Annotated in this window: 11 protein-coding genes; 8 read left to right on the top strand and 3 right to left on the bottom strand. The window is 44.9% G+C overall.

Translation table 11 applies throughout. The annotated features are described in order from the left end of the window. Both fliK and H524_RS13690 read left to right on the top strand, forming a co-directional pair. Positions 1-3,557, top strand: a 3,557-nt coding sequence (gene fliK, locus H524_RS17545) for a hypothetical protein (protein ID WP_027938994.1), incomplete at its 5' end; no start/stop codon positions are given. A gap of 57 nt (positions 3,558-3,614) precedes the next feature. Continuing rightward, positions 3,615-3,962 (top strand): EscU/YscU/HrcU family type III secretion system export apparatus switch protein, encoded by a 348-nt coding sequence (locus tag H524_RS13690; RefSeq protein ID WP_044121238.1) that lies wholly within the window; start codon positions 3,615-3,617, stop codon positions 3,960-3,962. A 240-nt stretch (positions 3,963-4,202) separates the two neighbouring features. On the opposite strand, the gene mrcB is transcribed toward H524_RS13690, so the two are convergent. Continuing rightward, on the bottom strand, positions 4,203-7,802 hold the full coding sequence (gene mrcB / locus H524_RS16200) for a penicillin-binding protein 1B (protein WP_052338838.1): 3,600 nt from the start codon (positions 7,800-7,802) through the stop codon (positions 4,203-4,205). 1,301 nt (positions 7,803-9,103) lie between these two features. Between mrcB and dksA the strand changes: the two genes are divergently transcribed. The 6 genes from dksA (at position 9,104) to ychF (ending at position 16,749) form a co-directional block, all read left to right on the top strand. Further along, positions 9,104-9,559, top strand: a complete 456-nt coding sequence (gene dksA / locus H524_RS0101745) for an RNA polymerase-binding protein DksA (RefSeq protein WP_027938993.1) — start codon at positions 9,104-9,106, stop codon at positions 9,557-9,559. An 893-nt stretch (positions 9,560-10,452) separates the two neighbouring features. Then, positions 10,453-11,883: a tRNA glutamyl-Q(34) synthetase GluQRS gene (gene gluQRS, locus H524_RS0101740; RefSeq protein ID WP_027938992.1), complete on the top strand. Its 1,431-nt coding sequence runs from the start codon at positions 10,453-10,455 to the stop codon at positions 11,881-11,883. A gap of 747 nt (positions 11,884-12,630) precedes the next feature. Continuing rightward, on the top strand, positions 12,631-14,190 hold the full coding sequence (pcnB, locus tag H524_RS13680) for a polynucleotide adenylyltransferase PcnB (protein ID WP_052338837.1): 1,560 nt from the start codon (positions 12,631-12,633) through the stop codon (positions 14,188-14,190). A gap of 153 nt (positions 14,191-14,343) precedes the next feature. Further along, positions 14,344-14,877 (top strand): 2-amino-4-hydroxy-6-hydroxymethyldihydropteridine diphosphokinase, encoded by a 534-nt coding sequence (gene folK, locus H524_RS0101725; RefSeq protein WP_044121237.1) that lies wholly within the window; start codon positions 14,344-14,346, stop codon positions 14,875-14,877. 4 nt (positions 14,878-14,881) lie between these two features. Next, complete coding sequence (pth, locus tag H524_RS0101720; RefSeq protein WP_027938990.1) at positions 14,882-15,484, top strand: aminoacyl-tRNA hydrolase; 603 nt, start codon at positions 14,882-14,884, stop codon at positions 15,482-15,484. A gap of 170 nt (positions 15,485-15,654) precedes the next feature. Next, a complete protein-coding gene (gene ychF, locus H524_RS0101715; RefSeq protein WP_027938989.1) occupies positions 15,655-16,749 on the top strand; it encodes a redox-regulated ATPase YchF in 1,095 nt (364 codons plus the stop codon). Between the two features lie 172 nt (positions 16,750-16,921). Here ychF and H524_RS16195 read toward each other — a convergent pair whose 3' ends face one another. Both H524_RS16195 and H524_RS0101705 read right to left on the bottom strand, forming a co-directional pair. After that, positions 16,922-17,590 (bottom strand): GNAT family N-acetyltransferase, encoded by a 669-nt coding sequence (locus H524_RS16195; RefSeq protein WP_027938988.1) that lies wholly within the window; start codon positions 17,588-17,590, stop codon positions 16,922-16,924. A 328-nt stretch (positions 17,591-17,918) separates the two neighbouring features. After that, complete coding sequence (locus H524_RS0101705; protein WP_027938987.1) at positions 17,919-18,827, bottom strand: universal stress protein; 909 nt, start codon at positions 18,825-18,827, stop codon at positions 17,919-17,921. Positions 18,828-19,662 lie beyond the last annotated feature (835 nt).

The raw sequence follows: 19,662 nt of genomic DNA, 5'->3' as shown, positions 1-19,662 counted from the left end.
AGCTCCCTGGCGCTCCAGATAAGGCCCCAATTGCATCTGACAAGGTGCCTGTAACTAAGGACATTAAGGTTCCTGTATCTCCACAGGATGGCAAGTTACCTGGTGCCCCAGAAAAAGCCCCAGCATCTGATAAAGCACCGGTTGCAGATAAGACCCCAGTAGCTGACAAGGCTCCGGCCGCCTCTAGCGACAAGGTTATTGCTCAGGATAATAAGCTCCCTGGTGCTCCAGATAAGGCCCCAGTTGCATCTGACAAGGCCCCTGTAACCAAGGACATTAAGGTTCCTGTACCTCCACAGGATGGTAAGTTACCTGGTGCCCCAGAAAAAGCCCCAGTTTCAGATAAAGCTCCAGTTGCTGACAAGGCTCCGGCCGCCTCTAGCGACAAGGTTATTGCTCAGGATAATAAGCTCCCTGGTGCTTCAGATAAGGCCCCAGTTGCATCTGACAAGGCCCATGTAACCAAGGACATTAAGGTTCCTGTACCTCCACAGGATGGCAAACTACCTGTTGCCCCAGAAAAAGCACCAGTAGCTGACAAGGCTCCTGTTGCTGACAAGGCTCCGGCCGCCTCCAGCGACAAGGTTATTGCTCAGGATAATAAGCTCCCTGGCGTTCCAGATAAGGCTCCAATTGCATCTGACAAGGCCACTGTAACTAAGGATATTAAGGGCCCACTGCCTGAGATCAAGCCAAACACCATCATCACTAAGGAGAGCCAAGAGCCACCTAAGGTCGTATCCAATCTTATGACCAAGGATGCATCTTCAAGTAAGGATGCTCCTAGTGATAGATCACATGTAATCTCTCGTGAACAGGCTTTAAAGGACCGCACCGAGATCAAAGCTCCTGATCGTGCCCAAACTTTAGATGCGACCACACAATCTAAGACTAAAGAGGCTCGTGCTGAAAATCTTAAAGAACAACAGCTTAAGAACGAGCAAGTTGTAGAGAAGAGACTTGAGCAAAAGGCTGAACGTGCTGAGCGTATTAAAGAAGCCGGTCAAGAGTTTGAAGAGTTTAAGCAGCAGCAAAACGAGAAGTTAGTAGCTGCCATGCGCGACAACGTCGATAAGTCTGCACAAATCGCTGCTAACCTTGCAGCTCAAGGAGCTCAAGGCAAGGCTAATGGCGCAGCAGGTACTGCAAGTGCTTATGACACCTTGTCTGTAGATAAAGAGCAATTTGCCAAGATCTACAAGAACATCACCTCTGTTGATGATCCTGAACATCAGCAGCAATTACGCTCTGAGATCAAGGCTGCAATCGATGGCAAGGGTACAGTAGTCCAAGATAAGGCCACTATTAGCTCTCAAGATGCTGCCACTAAGGATGTAAAGGGCAATACTCAGTCTTTACCACAAGGCACTGATGGCAAAACGCTAGCCCAAGATAAAGCTGCAGCTAGTGCAGATCAAGGCGTCTTAAAGTCTACTAATCAGGCTATTACAGATCATCAGTCACGCACTCAAAATGCATCTCAAGAGCAAAGTGCCACTAAGGATATAAAGGCTCCTGCTCAGCAACAGCAAGCACAGGCTCAACAACAGGCTAATGCCCAGCAGCAAGCTCAGCAACAAGCCGCCGCTCAAGATGCAGCAGATGCTAAGCAGACTGTAGCGCAGCAAGCTATTGATAAGGCTGCACAGCAGCAACAGCAAGCCCAAGCCCAACAGCACGCCCACGCACAGCAACAGGCTAATGCTCAACAGTCAGCTCAGGCTCAGCAACAGGCAAATGCCCATCAGCAAGCTCAACAATCTGCTCAGGCTCAGCAACAGGCAAATGCTCAGCAGCAAGCTCAGCAGTCAGCTCAGGCTCAGCAACAGGCAAATGCCCAACAGCAAGCTCAGCAGTCAGCTCAGGCTCAGCAACAGGTAAATGCCCAGCAGCAAGCTCAGCAATCAGCTCAGGCTCAGCAACAGGTAAATGCCCAGCAGCAAGCTCAGCAATCAGCTCAGGCTCAGCAGCAGGCTAATGCCCAACAGCAAGCTCAGCAACAAGCGGCTCTACAGCAGGCAGTTAATCAGGCTGCCAATAAACTTCATCATACTGGCCACAATGTTACACAGCAGGCAGCACAGCAAGCTGCAGCTCAGATTGTGCAGCAATTAGGCGGTAACGCTAATAACATTCTGAATGCATCTCAGGCCATGACTGGTATGACTGGCAACCACGGTTCTATCTTTATGCCTGGTGCAGCTGGCTTTACCAATATGACCACACTTGATGAAGAAACTCTGCAAGATGAGATCATCAAGAATGTTATGCACACTGTGCCATCTGATGAGCTTGATGAGTTTAGCCTCAGAGGCAATGCACTTGGCGAGCAAGCTTTATCTGGTGTAGTTGCTGATACTGACTTAAACGGTCTGCATGACCATAGCTTAAATCATCTCTTTACTGCAGGCATTACTGATAATGGCAAGGGCGATCCGCTCTCAACCTTTAATCAGGCAACTGCTGCAGCTCAGATTACTACTGGTCAAAATGCACCAATCCCTGCTGAGAGCAATGTAACCTCATCAACAGCCAAAGAAAGCGGTTTATTACGCCGCTTAGCATCGTTCTTCTCACGCAAGGAAGACGGTGATATGGGCCCTGTTGATGCTACTGGCAAACCAATTGATCCAAGTAAGGCTGCGCTCAACGAGTTTAAGTCAGGTGAGTCATCTGATGCCAAGATGAGCCAGAACGTCATGCAAAACAATCTACGCATGAACTCACTGGATACCTTAATCAATCGACTGCAGAGTGCAATAAGCGATCAGGCATTGCCACCAAAGGTTCAAGAACAAGCTCAAAACTTAATGAAGGCTTTAAACAACCCTGTATCTGACTTATCCTCAGTCTCATCATGGTTGAACTTTGTAACAGGCCCAATGTCACCATCATCACCTCAAGCTGTTGCAATGCATCAATGGGCATTTATGCTCTTATGTATCCGCTTTGAGCAAATCGGTAAGAACATCGATAAGTTCTTAAAGAAGCATGGTGGCCCTGAGAAGCTGGCAAAATTAGAACCTGCTATTAAAGAACACAAAGCTTTAGCTCAGGACATGGATGATACCGCCATTAACAAGAGCCATGAGCTATTAAAGGACACCTTTACTCAAGTTGAGAGAATGCAGCAAAACCAGACACTCTCTCAAGATCAAGCTATTCCGCGTTATATCCCACTGCCACCAAATTATGAGGGCGGTAAAGAGGGCTCTATGAGTGCTCGCAAAGAACAAGATAGCGACGGCGGAACTAGCTGGCATCTTAACTTTAAGTTTGATCTTGAGAACATGGGTGCACTGCATATTAAAGTTAAGCTGCGCTTCCCTGAAATTCAGATGTCATTTGTGGCTGAGCGCTTTGAGACCTTGCAAAAGGTTCAATCCTTAATGCCTGATCTCAATGCTAAGCTCAAAGAAATTGGCCTGACCTCCACAGGATCAAGTGCACGCTTAGGCTCAGTTTCATTTGATGATGTCATCTCATCAGAGGGCAGTTCAAGTAGCCAAAACTCCTCATTTAAGTTTGAGGGCAATGCCTTTAACGCTGAGGCCTAATTAAGCTAATGCAATATGCGTTAGTTCTAAAAAGCTTACTTCATACGAGGGAATACGATGTTTTCACGCAAGTCTGCATCAGGATATGATCGCAAGGCCAAGATCAATGAGGCGGTCGGCATTAGTTACGATGAAGATAAGCGCACTACACCTACGATCTCATCTAAAGGTGAAGGCGCTATGGCTGACGCTATCGTGGAGATGGCTAACGAGCTCGGCATCTATGTGCATAAAGATCAGCAGCTGTTGAATCAGCTCAAATGCCTCAAAGAAGGCGAGGAAGTACCACGCGAGTTGTTTGAAGTTATTGCGCAGATCTTAGCCTTTAGCTACATTCTGCAAGGCAAGACACCTCAGTCGTATACTCGTGCAGACGGCAGTCGCGCCATTAATATCAATGCCTAAAGGCGACCAAGCATTTGTTGCCCAAGCAACGTCGCATAAGCATGCCTAAGATTTAGAGACAAATGCACTTTCTAAGCAGCAGTGCCCAAGCTTACGCATATGTTCTCTAGCACTTGTTACATCCTCGTATGCGTTATAGTGCTAGTTAAGTTTGTGGTGTAAAAAAGCCCCTGTAACATTTTAGTTGCAGGGGCTTTTTGCTGGTACCTAGGTGCAAGAGCTATGTCTTGCACCGTCACATTAGAAAATGTTTAGAAGCTCATCTTCAAAGGCATCTGCCTGACGCTCAATATTTGAAGAGCTTTGCTGAGTTGGCTGAGCCTTATCATCAGGCTCCACTGGCTCTACATCCTTAGCACCAGAATCCTCAATACCACTACCTTGCAGCGCATTCTGTTGAGCTGCATTGTTAGCTATGCCGACATTTGGTAGCGCAGGTCCAGGAGCAAAGAGTGAGCCTTGAGGTGCTGGCTGCATATTGCCCTGACCTGGTTGAGGCATATTGCCCTGACCTGGAATTTGAGCATTGCCTGGGATTTGCGCATTTGGAGCTTGGCCTTGTAAACGCGGATCCTGGTAAGGAGCATAATTCTCAGGCAGCTGCTGATTTTGTGGAACTGCATATGGCAGTTCTTCATAGCCAGCCTCACCAAAGTTATTGCACTGCTTGATGTACTGAATACGATCCTCACGAGCAGGATAAGAATCCATACCTACTTCTTCACAGCCTGCAGCTAGAACGTTACCGGCCTTATCAAAGTTGGCAAAGACAATACCCTCTGGGCGCTTAAGCTCTAAAGAGTTCACACCACGCTCTTGTAAGTAAGCTTGGTATAAACGCATCGCACCAGTAGAGCCATACAGACCAGTGGACTTGTTATTGTCATAGCCTACCCAAATAGTGGCCAGCTCATCAGAGTCCATACCCACAGTCCAAGAGTCACGGAAGTCGTTGGTAGTACCGGTCTTAGAGGCGATAGTTACACCTGGGAACATATTACCGATACGACGACCTGTGCCACTTCTAGTAGCCTCAGTCATACCGTAGATGGCCAGATATGTATCCTTTGGATCTAAGGTACGAGGGGAGCGGTTACTACCACGCTGGTAAACAATTTCACCATCCTTCTCAATGGTACGTAAGGTGGTCAGGTCACGATAAATACCCTCAGTAGCCATACCCACATACATAGAATTGAGCTCGTATGGAGAGATCTCAGGAGTACCTAAGACTATAGATGGATATAAAGGAATATCTCTTTTATAACCAGCAGCCTTTAAGGTATTCACCACATTATCAAGGCCAGAGCCCATGCCCACACGTACTGTAGGCACGTTTAATGACTTAGCCATTGCATTGATAACGCGAATTGGACCACGGTATTGCTTATCATCATTCTTAGGCGACCAGATATCACCATTTGGCAGTTTTACCTGTACTGGACTGTCATTAACCACAGAGCCTAAGTGATAGCCTTGGTGGAATGCAGTTAAGTAAACAAATGGCTTAATCAGCGAGCCTACCTGACGACGAGAATCTAAAGCACGATTGTAGCCGTCATACTTAGGGTTAGATGATCCTACTAAAGCACTAACCTCACCTGTTCTCCATGAGGAGACGATCATAGCGGCTTCTAAATTGGTCTTCTTACGCTCTTTTTCAATGGCCTTGATCTGCTCAGTTACCGCTTTTTCTGCGGCAAACTGGGCTTGAGGATCAAGCGAGGTAAAGATACGGATACCATTACCAGATAAGAAGTCCTTACCAGTACGATCCTCTTCCTCCTTGAAGCGATAGCCAATTTCAGTCTTTACTAAGCCCATAAATGCAGGGGTCTTAGAGTAATTCATCTGACCGCGCTTAATTACATTTAAAGGCTTGGCCTGCAGCTCTTCACAACGCTCCTCAGAGATATGACCACGAGTACGCAGTACTGAAAGCACAGTATTACGACGGCTTAAAGCATTATCTGGATAACGCCATGGGTCATAATATGAAGGGCCTTTGATAAGACCAACTAGCAGAGCCATCTGATCTAAAGAGAGCTCGGAAATTGGTACGCCAAAGTAGAAATAAGAAGCTAAGCCGAAACCATAAATACCTGCATTGCCATTTTGGCCGAGGTAGATTTCGTTCATATAGGCTTCTAAGATCTGATCTTTGGTGTAACGATGATTCATGGCAATGGCCATGAAGATCTCTTTGATCTTACGAGAGTAGCTACGCTCATTAGTTAAGAAGTAGTTCTTAACAAGCTGCTGCGTAATAGTAGAACCACCCTCAACCACACGGCCTGCAATCGCATTCTTAACCGCAGCACGGGCAATGCCTAATGGATTGATGCCGAAGTGATCGTAATAGGCACGATCTTCAATCTCAATTAAGGTAGTAATGAGCTGCTGTGGCACCGCATCTAAGGAAATGAAGATACGATCCTCTTCAGGGTTGATACGGTTAATACGGTCTAATAAAACTGGGTCCATGCGCATGAATGCCAGCTCTTGGAGAGTTTGGGCATTTAAAATGCGATTCACACGCTTGCCATCAAACTCAACCATAACAGGCAGAACCAGCTCTTCACCGTCTGGGAATTTGAACGGACGCTTAATTAAAACAACACGGCCAGTTTTCTTGTTAACGGCGTATTCACCAGGCTTCTTAGGCGATGCTACCTCACGATACTGCAGCATCTTAAGTTCATAGACCATCTGCTCTAAAGACAGACGCTGCTCTGGATAAAGTTCTAAAGGACGTGAGTAGACAACTGCAGGTAAGACCCACTTGTCGTCCACTTCATAACCTGAATACACGATGTTATCAAAGTAGATAAACATCATGGTAGCAAGACCTAAACCCACAATACCAAGCTTGATGCCTAAGGACATGCAATAGCGAGTAATACGACCTAATCTTTGACCAATAGTTAAAGGTGGAATTAAGCCTGCCTTACGATCGGCTTTTTCCTGAGCCTTACGCGCCTTACGCATACGACGGCGTTCACGCCACTGATAAAGGAAATTACCCTCAATCTCCTCTTCATTGTCGTCGGTATAACTTACTGCATGGCGTGAGGAAGCATCAGAAGCATTGCTCTCTTGCTCTTTTGAGTTTGCATCTTTCTTTGAAGATAGCTTGGCACTCTTATCTTTGAGCTCTTCAAGCTTAGCCTGAGCGGCTTCTTTAGCTGCAGTGGCACGATTTAGTAATTGAGAGGCAAATGATGAGCGCTTCCCCTCATCTTCATTTGATGGGTTATCAATCTTATCGTGCAGTGCATTAGCACTAGCCTTTTCCTCAGCAGCTTTGCGCTTTAAAAAGCGAGCCATTGGCTTATCTGTGCTAACGTTACTAGCTCCTGGCACTGAAGAGCTTGCGCTCTTAGCACTGCTAGATAAAGTAGTTGCACTTAAGGCAGCGGCATTAGCACCACCAGTTCTTACTTTGGCTGCAGCTGCTCTTGCTTTAGTAGCTTGATCTTGAGCGTGTTGTGCCATAGCACGTGACTGTTCAGCAGCGGCTTGTGCGGCGTTAGCTTGATTGTCTAGCGCGACATTAGCTGCATGGGGAGCTTTTTGATATTGAGTGTAGTTTTGCTCAGCGCGTGGTGGAGTCTGTGCTGATGGGACTTGATGGAATTTAGCCTGATGCGCATGACTTGCATTTGTATTTGCAGATGTATCAGTAGCGCTAAAGTTACCGGCCTCAAAGAGCGGTAAGTTATCAGTGTTTGCGCTCTGATCCTGAGGCATACCACCAAAGGTAGGCTCTAAACGACCTCCGAAAGTCGGCTCCTGACGATCGTTCAGGCCGTGTGATTGTCTACCATGCTTGTCTTGCATAATCCTAAAGTGTCCCCTGTCAACGAGCGCAATTGTTGCAGCCGACCATACTTGCCAAACCGGGGCCTATGTATGCCCATGAGCTCGCTGTAGTGCAATAAGCCACATTACCCACTAGCCTAATCATCTTGCTAAGACTCATAGCAAACTTGTTAACTATCAGGCTTGATTAACTTACATGACCTTACTCAGGTCTAAGATGAAAAATTCCACGCATTATATCAAAGCAAGAGCTCAATACCCTTAGTTATCAGCGCTACAAACCAAAAAAGTCAGCAATCCAACACAATAGCCACTCCATTTGTCAACAAAATTCCCCTCGTTGAATGTTTAACGTGTTAAGAAACGCTCTTTGCACCTAAATAATACGGTCCTTTTCAAACACGCGGTGGCTAAAAGATCAGTGCTGTTAAGTTTGTAGGATAAAAGATCAGTGCTGTTGAGTTTGTAGGCTAAAACATTAATTCAGCGTGCATGTCTTTGTAGGTGCTCTTATCCTTTTCCTTTGTGATGGTAAAAGAGCACTTCAAAGAGTGCTAAAAGCCTGGGGATTGTCGGTATTTTTAGGGGTCTAATATTTTGCTAAAACGAGAGGCGAGGCATACCTTGTTTTACAAATTAGCTAACTTTCTCACATGTTAGACATATATGGCTTGATACAGACATACAAAATATGGATAATGGCGGCCTTAAAATGACCTGCTAAGGTCTTTAACCGCTTGTTTAAGCGAGATTCGCAATGGGTTAAAACTTTGTTAAACCCTCTTAATGCGAAGCAAAAAAATAACTCAACGATAGATACTTGCTACAAGGTCTATTGTCACAAGATTAGGCAGAACCACTGGTTCTACACCTGATTAGTTGCAGCAAACGTGCAATGTGTGCATACTGCAAAATCCTTATCAGGAAAGGTAGTAGCTTTTGGTAATTGGTAAAACCAATGGCCCTACCGCTTAACTCGTTAATCTATAGCTCACAAATATCGTTTGATGTTTGTGGCAAGACCGAAAGAGAACGGTTAATTGGCAAGAGCTGCATCAAAAAAACTCTTGCTCTTTAAAACAAGCTAGCTTGCTTAAGAGTACACAAGATATGGCACTTTATTAGCCTATCTCAAGCTTGCATGCATCCTAGGCTCATGATCTTTCGGAGGACAGTCCGTTTTGCGGACGCGACTAGTTTTTGCAAACGGTCTTATGACCAATCAAGATGGTAATCGATTGGCATCTTGGAACACTAAGTATTGAATTATTACTTAGCTTGTCAAAAGCTGTTTGCTAAATTAATACAAGGACAGGGTTATGAGTAACACAGCACAGGAAAATTATGACTCCATGTCTCCTCTCGCTATTGCTGGCGTAAAGCCATACGTCGAGAAGAGCGGTGAAGAGTACATGAATGATGCTCAAAAAGAGCACTTCCGCAAGATCTTAACTGCATGGCGTGACCAGCTGCGCTCTGAAGTTGACCGTACCGTTGGTCACATGAAGAACGAAGCTGCTAACTTCCCAGATCCTGTTGATCGCGCATCACAAGAAGAAGAGTTTGCTTTAGAGTTACGTGCTCGTGACCGCGAGCGTAAGCTCATCAAGAAGATTGAGAAGACCCTCCACAAGATCGACGAAGACGAGTTTGGTTACTGCGAGCAGTGCGGTATCGAGATCGGCATTAAGCGTCTTGAAGCTCGTCCAACTGCTGACCTGTGCGTTGACTGCAAGTCATTAGCCGAGATCAAAGAAAAGCAGTTAGGTGACTAATCTAAGCTTTTACATGGGCTCTTAGCTTATTTTAGATAAGACTTTTAGCCCTCTTAACTAGGCTTACTGCCTAGATCAGGCGCACTTTATTTAAAGTTGCGCCTGATTTTTTTTGTACCCTACCAAAACCACAGCCGCAACAACTTACCTTTACAAACTCCTATCTGTACCATTCCGATCTGTAAAATCCCACCTTTACAGCCGCCCCTGTTTTTGCCTTCTGCACCACATGCTTTAACTAAAATTTATAGCTGATTGTATTTGATTTTAGTTGAGTGAAAATGCTGCATATGTAGTTAACTAATGGCCTATTGTTAAAGTGTCAAACTCATTTAGTATTTAGCCGTCAAGCTAGTGTACATGGCACTTTTTGGTGTGTTCGATGGCTCATAATGTACGCTACAGCACAAAAAACGTGACTCTACACGCGTTTCATAACGATAACGCTTGCTAAGCCTTGTTATCATTACATTTTGTAGCTAGTCTATGGTTAAGACTTTAGTTTTGACTTAGTTTGCTTAACTTTTACAAGTTAAGACGTACTATTTGCTTGTCTCGAGCATAGACACTTTTCTTTGGCACTAGCAAATCTAAGCTCAACTTTTACTCTAAGTTTGCGAGCAAATTTGATCAGCTTTCCATCTAAAAAAACTACCTCAATGCACTGATCATGCACTTAAGTTATTAGAAATAACTCAAAGTAAGCTGCCCCTCATCATGGACAGAACATGAGCCAATCAAGCATTGATAGTTTTCTTTGACATTCTTGGACATGCTTTAGCTGGCACTATTTCATCTGAATGTATACAAACATGCTTAGCTATGGAGATCTGATCTAGCGGTTTTGCTCGTTTGTTTTCTTGTGTGCTGTGAAGATAGAAAGTGAGGTGGCTATGGAATATCGCGGACGTTTTGCCCCATCCCCAAGCGGTCGCTTGCATCAAGGTTCTCTTATCGCCGGATACGCCTCCTACCTTCGCGCCTTAGAGCAGCACGGTTCTTTTGTTCTGCGTATTGAGGATCTCGATTTTCCACGCTGCCCAATCTCTAACACTCCTGTAATTTTAGAGGAGCTCGAGCTTTTAGGCATAGAAAGCGACGAGAGTACCGTAATTCAAAGCCGCAATCTGCCACGCTATGACGAGGTTATTAACTCTCTATTAAGATCAGGAGTTGCCTACTACTGCCAGTGCACCCGTGCACAGATTAAAGAGAGACCATGCCCTTGTGAAGGTCTTAACTTAAAGCCAGACAATTGCAATTTACAAAGCTGCGATACCCGCTCTGTTGATCCTCGTATCCACAACAAGAGCCATGCACAAGCATGTGAGTGCAGCCATGAGGAGTGCTCTGATGGTACTAGTCAGTGCAGCGGCTCAAATTGCAACTCTGACAAAGCAAAGCAGCTATCCATTCGCATCAATCTAGACAAGCTTCTTCCTGAGTTTGCATCTTTTAACGATGCTAACTTAGGTCAGCTCCTGCAGTCAGATTACAAAGATCACCTTGCAAGCTCCTTAGTCTTAAAGCGTGCCGATGACATCATTGCCTATAATTTAGCTTGTGTCGTGGATGATCATGATGAGGGCATTAGCGAGGTAGTGCGTGGTGCGGATATGCTCGATGCCACCTTCGTACAGTTATGTCTTTACAAAGTGCTTGGCTATGAGGCTCCAGAGTTTTTACACGTACCTCTGATTGTGGACCACAATGGCAACAAGCTTTCTAAGCAAAACAAGGCAGCTCCTGTACTAGCATCTATGTTGCCACATGAGGCTTTATTACATACTTGCAGACTGCTCAATCAAAAGATTTCAGTTAAGGCTAATGATTTAGCCGAAGAGTTAGCCTCATTTACCCATTTATTTACCAATCAGCTTACTACTCGCTATGCTGAAGCAGAAGGCGAGAAATTGCTAGCTGGTAATATGGAACTCTCCCCTGCTGCTATCACTAACGGCATCATGAGCCTAAGCTATCAATGCTTTAACAAGAAAATTGACTCTCACCGCCTCTATGAGCAATTACACTCTCTAGCAGAAGATGATGCCTCTAGCAGAGTAACTTGTGCCGCTCCAGGTCATTGCGACGGTCCAAGATATAACTCACCTTGTGCCATAGGATGCCATGGACGTAATGAACTTAGTGCTATTGCTCAGCCAAGTGCTTTAGGTCGCGCCTTAGCCGTACATGTTACTGAGCGTGAGTTGACTAAGATTTTCTATGCAGCACAAGACTATCGCAGCGCAATGCAAGAGCTTATTTACTGTATAAGTAAAACCTTTAGTGCTTGTTCCATGCCTAAGCAAAGCATTGTGATATAATGCGGCCTGATTTCAGGCATAGACACAAATAAAGTGCCTTGCGCTGCAGCTTATTGTTAGCTGCAAGCACGCTCACATCTAAGCTCCAAGCTACAAAACAAGTGCTTTTACAAGCTTTACTTTTGTTTAACATACAACTCATAAGCAATGAGTGTTGTTATCTTAAGATAAGTTTTTCTTAGGTTTGAGCATGTATTATGCGCAGCTCATGTGTCTAATTGCCCAGGCAATCATTCCAAGCTTATGGCATTTAATGCCATAGGTCATGACCTGGTACCTTGCTCTTAAAGTATTTGCAACATGCAAATCTAAGAAGAGATTTAGCTCTGCCTCGTCAAATCAGCAATCCATAATTCATATCAATCGCGCCTGTTTTCAGACAAGAGGGCTTTTGAAGCTTTCTTTATAAAACAACATCAAACAATGGCATGAGCTACTATAAGTAGCTAAGGCCAAGCAGCATCTTGATGCACACGATGTCTAAGCTTTTGATAATAACAATAATTGGATGTGTACGCACTGCATCTACAACTGCTCTCAACGCGACGCTCACAATCGGTTGACGGCAATTAGCAGTTGCGGCCACAGGTGATTTTTGGAATGAATTTTCAGGTTCTTCTGATATTTTACTCGGATCTTTTTGACCCCAAGGTAAATGCGTTGGCGCTTAATTAAGCCTTGCATGAGATTTTTATGGTGCTGAAAGGATCGGAGTAAAATATTAGGAGAACCGTACTTCTGTGAGACTTGAGGTACATTAAAATTTCTACCTTACTTCCGGGTCTTGAGGACCTTTTAAAGAAGAACAAAGCTTTAGTAGCCAAGACAGGCCAAGCGAAGCTTGTCTTAAGTGCAGATCAGCATCAGCTTCCTACTGAAAAGATCTCTAAGTACGCTATCAAAGTCATCAAGCGCTTAAAGCAAGCTGGCTTTAAGGCTTATTTAGTTGGCGGCGGTGTACGTGACTTACTTTTAGGCAAGACTCCTAAAGACTTTGACGTTTCCACTAATGCAACCCCAGAACAGGTTCGTCGTCTGTTCTCTAATGCCCGCATCATCGGTCGTCGCTTCAAGATCGTTCACATTGTTTACTCTAACAATGACATTATTGAAGTAACTACTTTCCGTGGTGGCAATCCATCTCAGCTTCAGGTTGAGTCCGCTATCCCACGTGAGGGCAAGCGTTTTGAGGTTCAGGTAACCTCACAGGGTATGCTCGTTCGTGACAATAGTTACGGTAAGCGTCTTGAAGACGATGCTCGTCGTCGTGACTTCACCATTAATGCTATCTACTTAGATATACAAACTGGTGAGCTTATCGATATGCACGGCGGTCTTTATGATCTGACCCACGGCGTTATCGACATCATCGGCGATCCTGAGACTCGCTATCGTGAAGATCCAGTACGTATTCTGCGTGCTGCTCGCTTTAGCGCTAAGCTCGGCTTTAAGATTTCCAAGCGCACCTTAGACAAGATTGCTCCTTGTGCTGACCTGCTGCAGTCTGTTGCTCCTGCTCGTATGTACGACGAAGTCAACAAGATGTTCTTAACTGGTCATGCTCAGGCTAGCTTCAAGGTGTTAACTGCATTAGGTCTGTTTAGCCACCTGTTCACCCTCTCTGATATGCTGCTTAAATCTAGCACCTGCCGTGACTTCTTAAATCACGCCTTTGCTAGCACCGATCAGCGCTTCCATGAGGGTAAGTGTAATAAGCCTCACTTCTTATACGCCATCGTGCTGTGGAATGAGTTTATTTGGGACTTCTATGAGATGCGCGACGATTTAATGTTCAGCGCTAACAACATCAACTACAAGTCCTTAATCTCATTCTTAGCCGCTCAAGTAGTAATCGAGCAGTACCGCTTAACCGCAATGCCAGAGCAAATTATTCGCTCTATCGCACTGCTGTGGCGTCTGCAGTTCTTACTTGAGTCTAAGGAGCCAGAGAAGTACGTTAACGAGACTATCTCTTATCAGGGCTTTAGAGCAGCATTCGACCTGTTCAAGTTACGTTCACATTTTGACAAGAACTTAGTATCCCGCGTTGAGTTCTGGCAGCCTTACTACGATCAGTGCAAGGCTGATGCAGAGCGTCGTCGTCGTAACTACGATGAGAACCGTGCTGCTCGTGACGAGCGCCGTGGCCGTCGTAACCGTCGCGATAGAGACCGTGATGAAGTACGCGCATCTCGTGACCATGACGAGCGTGGCTCTAACGTAAACTTTGACGAGACCGCAGCTGATAAGCGCAATCGCATGAGCAAGGCTCGCAATTGGCGCAAGGCTATGAATCTCGAGCCGTAGAGATGCAAATTGCTCTTAAGCGCTTTAAGAGCACAGCAGCAAAGCTTGAATCAAAGTTTTATTGCTGTGCATTAAAAATTGATAGATAAGGCGTTTTATACGCTAGGCAAGGCCAAAGTTCCTAAATAGAGCTTTGGCCTTGCGCATGTAAATATGACAAGTGAAATTTCATGCGCGGTGATAGCGCTCGGCTCTAATATGGGTGAGAGTGCTGACACCTTACAAAAGGCAGTCAATGCTATTAATGCACTTGATGAAGTAAGCGTTATCAAAGCATCATCTATGTATCGCACTAAGCCTGTGGGCTATGCTGATCAAGATGACTTTACTAATGCTGTTCTCATCGCCCGCACCACCCTATCCCCTGCTCATTTGTACGATAAACTAGCTGCACTAGAGCTTGAGTTTGGTAGAGTCCGTCTGTTTAAAAATGGACCTAGAACTCTAGATTTAGATGTCATTGTTTGCGATGAGATCTTATCTGATGACGAGCATATTCTGCTGCCACATCCACGCGCACAAGAGCGAGCCTTTGTCTTAGTACCGCTTAATGAAATTGCACCTGACCTTATCTTTCCTGATACAGGCAATACTGTAAGCGCAGCGCTCAAGTTATTAGATCCAAATGATCTAGACGGGATTTCCAAACTTGGACCTTTAGTGGTTCCTACATCAGAGTGTATTTAACACCATGGCTGACAACGCAAACATTAGACTTATCGTAGGTCTCGGCAACGTAGGTGCCAAGTACGATCACACCCGCCATAATATGGGTGTTGACCTCCTTGAAATGATTGCTCGCCGCTACAACATTGGTTTGCAGCCTCAGAGCAAATACTCAGGACTGTATGGCAAAGGCTTTATTGAGGGTAAGGAAGTACATCTTATTTTCCCTACCACCTTCATGAATGAGTCTGGTAGATCCGTTGGTGCGCTCGCTAACTTCTTTAAAATCGAGCCTCAAGAGATCCTGGTTTTACACGACGAACTTGATTTGCTGCCAGGTCAAATGAAGCTTAAGTTCGGCGGTGGTTTAGCAGGTCACAATGGTCTTAAGTCCATTAGCGCTCATCTTAAGAACTCCAAAGACTACTACCGTCTGCGTATTGGCATCGGTAAAGGTCCTGACACCTACTCTTGGGTATTAGGTCGTCCTGCACCAGCTGACAAGGCTCTCATTGACGAGGCTTTAGATTACGCCTGCGTCAATATCGACAAGATTTTCTCTCAAGGCATTACCAAGGCTACTACCATCATTAATGGTTTCAAGCCACAAAAGTTTAACGTCGACTAATTTAGACAATAGACTTTGTATTGATATGCCTGAGACATAGACAAGTTAAAGTTGAGATTAGGCTTGATAAAGCACTTAATTTAAGCGCTCGACTTTTTCATATGTCTTAACCAATTAAGGCAAAGACCGCCTGCTTGGCTTATAGCCACCATCTGACAGAGGTTTAAAACATGGGTTTTAACTGTGGTATCGTCGGTTTACCTAATGTAGGTAAGTCAACTTTATTCAATGCACTTACCAAGGCCGGTATTGCTGCTGAAAACTTCCCTTTCTGCACCATCGATCCAAACACTGGTATCGTTCCAGTGCCGGATCCACGTTTAGATAAGATCGCCGAGATCGTAAAGCCACAAAAGACTATTCCAACAGCAATGGAATTTGTGGATATTGCAGGTCTTGTTAAGGGTGCTGCACAGGGTGAAGGCTTAGGTAATAAGTTCTTATCCAACATCCGTGAGACTGATGCTATCGCTCACGTAGTACGTTGCTTTGACGATCCTAATGTTATTCACGTCAACGGTAAGGTAGATCCAGTTGATGACGTTGAAGTTATCAACACTGAGCTGGCTATTGCTGACTTAGAAGTTGCTGACAAGGCTCTGCAGCGCTTAGAGAAGCGTGCTCGCACTGGTGGCGACAAGGAGGCTTTAGCTCAGGTTGTTGCTTTAGAGAAGGTTAAGCCAGCTTTAGAGCAAGGCTTAATGCTGCGTGCTGTTGAGTTCACCAAAGAAGATTTAGCCGCTATGAAGGGCTTTAACTTCTTAACCTTAAAGCCAATGATGTACATTGCTAACGTATCTGAAGACGGCTTTGAGAACAATGAGTACCTCGAGAGACTGCGTGAGTACGCTGCTAAAGAGAAGTCCATTGTTGTTCCTGTGTCTGCAGCTATTGAAGCTGACTTAGCTGTAATGGAAGACGAGGATCGTAAGGAGTTCATGGAGAGCATGGGTCTTGAAGAGCCAGGCTTAAACCGTGTGATTCGCGCTGGCTATCAGCTCTTAGGTCTGCAGACCTTCTTCACTGCTGGTGTAAAGGAAGTTCGCGCATGGACTGTTAAGGTTGGTGCTACCGCTCCACAGGCAGCTGGTAAGATTCACTCCGACTTCGAGCGCGGCTTCATTCGTGCTCAGACTATTGCCTATGAAGACTTCATCAAGTACAACGGTGAGGCTGGCGCTAAGGAAGCTGGTAAGCTGCGCTCTGAGGGCAAGGACTATATCGTTCAAGACGGCGATCTCTTCGAGTTCCTCTTCAACGTATAAGCTACTTAAGTAAGCTTGGACTTAGCAACATCTAAGTTCATATATGCAAAAAATCCCCGGCTCATCAACATGAACTGGGGATTTTTTATTTACAAGCCCCTAGCTAAGCAAAGGCTATCAAGCTATCTAGCCTATAGGCCATAGCTAAGCAAAGGCTATCAAGCTATCTAACCTATAGGCCCTTTACGTAGACCATGCCACGTAAGAAGCAGTTGAGGTAGTGATCGTAATCTTCAACGTGATTGATATTAAAGCTCATTGAAACATCTACTACGCGATCCATACCAAACTTATCGTAAAAGCCATAGTCGCAGCTTGAGTCAGTGATAAGGTAGTAGCTCTTAAAGCCAGCTTGCTTTAAGTATTGCTCACCTTCAATCATTAAGGTTTTACCCACGCCCATACCGCGTGCATTAGGATCGGCAATCAAGACTAAGAACTCAGGTGCATCCTTGTTTGGCACCATCTTTCTTAATTTGTCGTAATTCGAGAAGAACAAACCATCAAATAAACGTGGTGTCTTTGAGCCTGGCAGTACATACATACCAACTAAAGAAATCTTCTCAAACACAGCAGCTTTAAAGTCTAGCCACTTACACTTGGCAAATTCTCTCTTGGAGCATTTATCGGTTAAACCAAGGAAACCAATCAGCTTATCGTTGTCATCTACTGCTGCCATGAGAAAAGTGCTCTGTCTTAAATAATGCATTAAGAAGTAGTTGCTGCACATATGGCCTACAAGTGGGTTTTCAATATCAAAAAACCACACATCGTAAATGATTCTAATTGCCTCTTTGATGTCCTTGTCCCAATCGAATGCTCTAATTCTTGCCTTAGACATAACTTTTTTCGACGCGCACTATCTGTAGCACCAAACATCCAAGCCACCATGGCTTAACACACTACAGAACAATGATAAAACAGCCCCCATGGCTCTAGCGGCGTCTCAACTCCTTTAAATTTGGATACTATTTTAATCCACTCACGGACTATTTTACATCACAAAAGTGATGCGAAACTTAGCAACTAAACGCAGCAATGAAACTTACTAAGCTAAGACGCAGCTTAATTTGCTCTGCGCTGTTAATTGCTCCAACAAAAAAGCCCCACTTAAAGTGAGGCCTTTATATTTAACAGAGCAAGCTAAAACTTAATTTAGCTATTATGCGTTAGCTCTTTGGACGAAGATTCTCGAGCTTAACAAGGCGGTTAACGATAAAGAGGTCACCCTTAACCTGCTCTAATACGAGCTCAGATGCGCCCTGGTCGATAGCACTTAAGATGCCATCATTATTGGAGGTGCCCATACATACCATGCGAGCCTCAAGGCCTTCACATACCTTAGGGATCATCTCATCTACACGGCCTTCTGCAATATGGCAGTTCTCCTGTGGGATGCCATGACGCTCAGCAAAAGCGCACAGAGCCTGAGCATGAACATCGGTACGAGATAAAGGCTTCTTGTTACCTAAGATAACAGACTGACTTAAGTTGCCACCCATGAGGCTAGTATGACGTGGTGGTACGCAATTTAAGACGTGAACCTCGCCATTGAAGTTATCAGCAAAGATCTTAGCTGACTCGAATAAAACCTCATCAACAAACTTGTCGTGATTGTCTTCTTCAAAATCGATTGCAAGAACAATAGCTCTGCTAAGACGCTGTGGAGCCTGTGCATCCTTAACTACTAAGAGAGGCACTGGAACCTTGCGCATGATCTGAGAGTCGATAGTGGAGAAGAACAGATCTTTTAAAGTATTGCGCTTGTTGGCTGAAATGATTACCAGATCGAACTGATGAGATGCACAACCAGCAAAATCGCAGAAACCTTCAGCTACGTCCTCAGCAAACAGTACCTTTGGGGTAAAGTGTTCGATGCTTGGATAGCGACCTTTGAGATTGATAAGCTCGCGAGTGTAAGTTTGCTCGAGGGCTTGCTTCTTATCCTCGGTAAACTCATTAACAACGCGTACAGCAACTACCTCCAGATCTGGCATAAAACGCGCAAATTCTGCTGCACGATCAAGGGCTGGCTGCTCATCTTTTGGCTTAATCAGCACCACAACCTTATAGGACATAAACTCCTCCTTACTTCTCATAAACAGAGAAAGCTATTGCTTACAACTTCATTATGACAAAGCAAGTCAGATTAGCCTAAGCGAACTATCCATTTTTCCGCCCTACATCTCAATTCATACGGTCTTTTTGCCAACAAGGATTCACTCATCACAGTTTGTTCATGTATTTGGCTAAATTTGCACAATGCTGTACGTTAATTGCACACAAAGAAAGCAGCTAAATCCCGCCCATACTCATGCCAATTAAATATAAGACACTGCACTTCACACCACTTTTGCTCATTTTTACTCACTAAAAGATGATTGAAGCTCACGCCTATCTACTCAAGATAAGCAAACGCATACTACCTTGCCTTGCAACGCATAGCACAACCGCGTGACCAAGCCTTGCCTAAATGCCATACCGAACCACATGCCCCCGTGCTCTTAGTGCCAACTCAGTCATGATCTCAGCGTCAACGCTAGCCCAGTCGAATCTCAGTACTAACGCAAGATCTCACATGATCTCAGTACTAACGCTATCTCACCCGTGATTTCAGTGCTAACGCTAGCTTAGCCACACTATAGCTAACGCTTGCTAAGCCGTGATCTCAGTACTAACGCAAGCTCAGTCATGATCTTAGTGCTAACGCTAGCTCTCCCATGATCTAGGCAATCCATAAGTTATATCTGCTCTAGCTAGCAGATCATGCGTGGCCATGACCCTCATTTTTGTGATCCTTAAGTTACGATCCTAAGCCGTGATCTTTTTGATGCTTTTTGAAAACAAAACGCCCCGTGAATACCACACTCGGAGGTAGTCATGGGGCGCATTGAATTCTTTGGTTAACTTATG

Origin of the sequence: Anaerobiospirillum succiniciproducens DSM 6400 (assembly GCF_000482845.1) — a bacterium.
Classification (GTDB): domain Bacteria; phylum Pseudomonadota; class Gammaproteobacteria; order Enterobacterales; family Succinivibrionaceae; genus Anaerobiospirillum; species Anaerobiospirillum succiniciproducens.
The sequence above is the reverse complement of the archived record's forward strand: the minus strand, read 5'-3'. Positions and strand labels throughout refer to the sequence as shown.

Bases quoted from the DNA above. Each gene is read 5' to 3' on its own strand.
- H524_RS13690 (WP_044121238.1), top strand. From the start codon at position 3,615: ATGTTTTCACGCAAGTCTGCATCAGGATATGATCGCAAGGCCAAGATC.
- mrcB (WP_052338838.1), bottom strand. From the start codon at position 7,802: ATGCAAGACAAGCATGGTAGACAATCACACGGCCTGAACGATCGTCAG.
- dksA (WP_027938993.1), top strand. From the start codon at position 9,104: ATGAGTAACACAGCACAGGAAAATTATGACTCCATGTCTCCTCTCGCT.
- gluQRS (WP_027938992.1), top strand. From the start codon at position 10,453: ATGGAATATCGCGGACGTTTTGCCCCATCCCCAAGCGGTCGCTTGCAT.
- folK (WP_044121237.1), top strand. From the start codon at position 14,344: ATGACAAGTGAAATTTCATGCGCGGTGATAGCGCTCGGCTCTAATATG.
- pth (WP_027938990.1), top strand. From the start codon at position 14,882: ATGGCTGACAACGCAAACATTAGACTTATCGTAGGTCTCGGCAACGTA.
- ychF (WP_027938989.1), top strand. From the start codon at position 15,655: ATGGGTTTTAACTGTGGTATCGTCGGTTTACCTAATGTAGGTAAGTCA.
- H524_RS16195 (WP_027938988.1), bottom strand. From the start codon at position 17,590: ATGTCTAAGGCAAGAATTAGAGCATTCGATTGGGACAAGGACATCAAA.
- H524_RS0101705 (WP_027938987.1), bottom strand. From the start codon at position 18,827: ATGTCCTATAAGGTTGTGGTGCTGATTAAGCCAAAAGATGAGCAGCCA.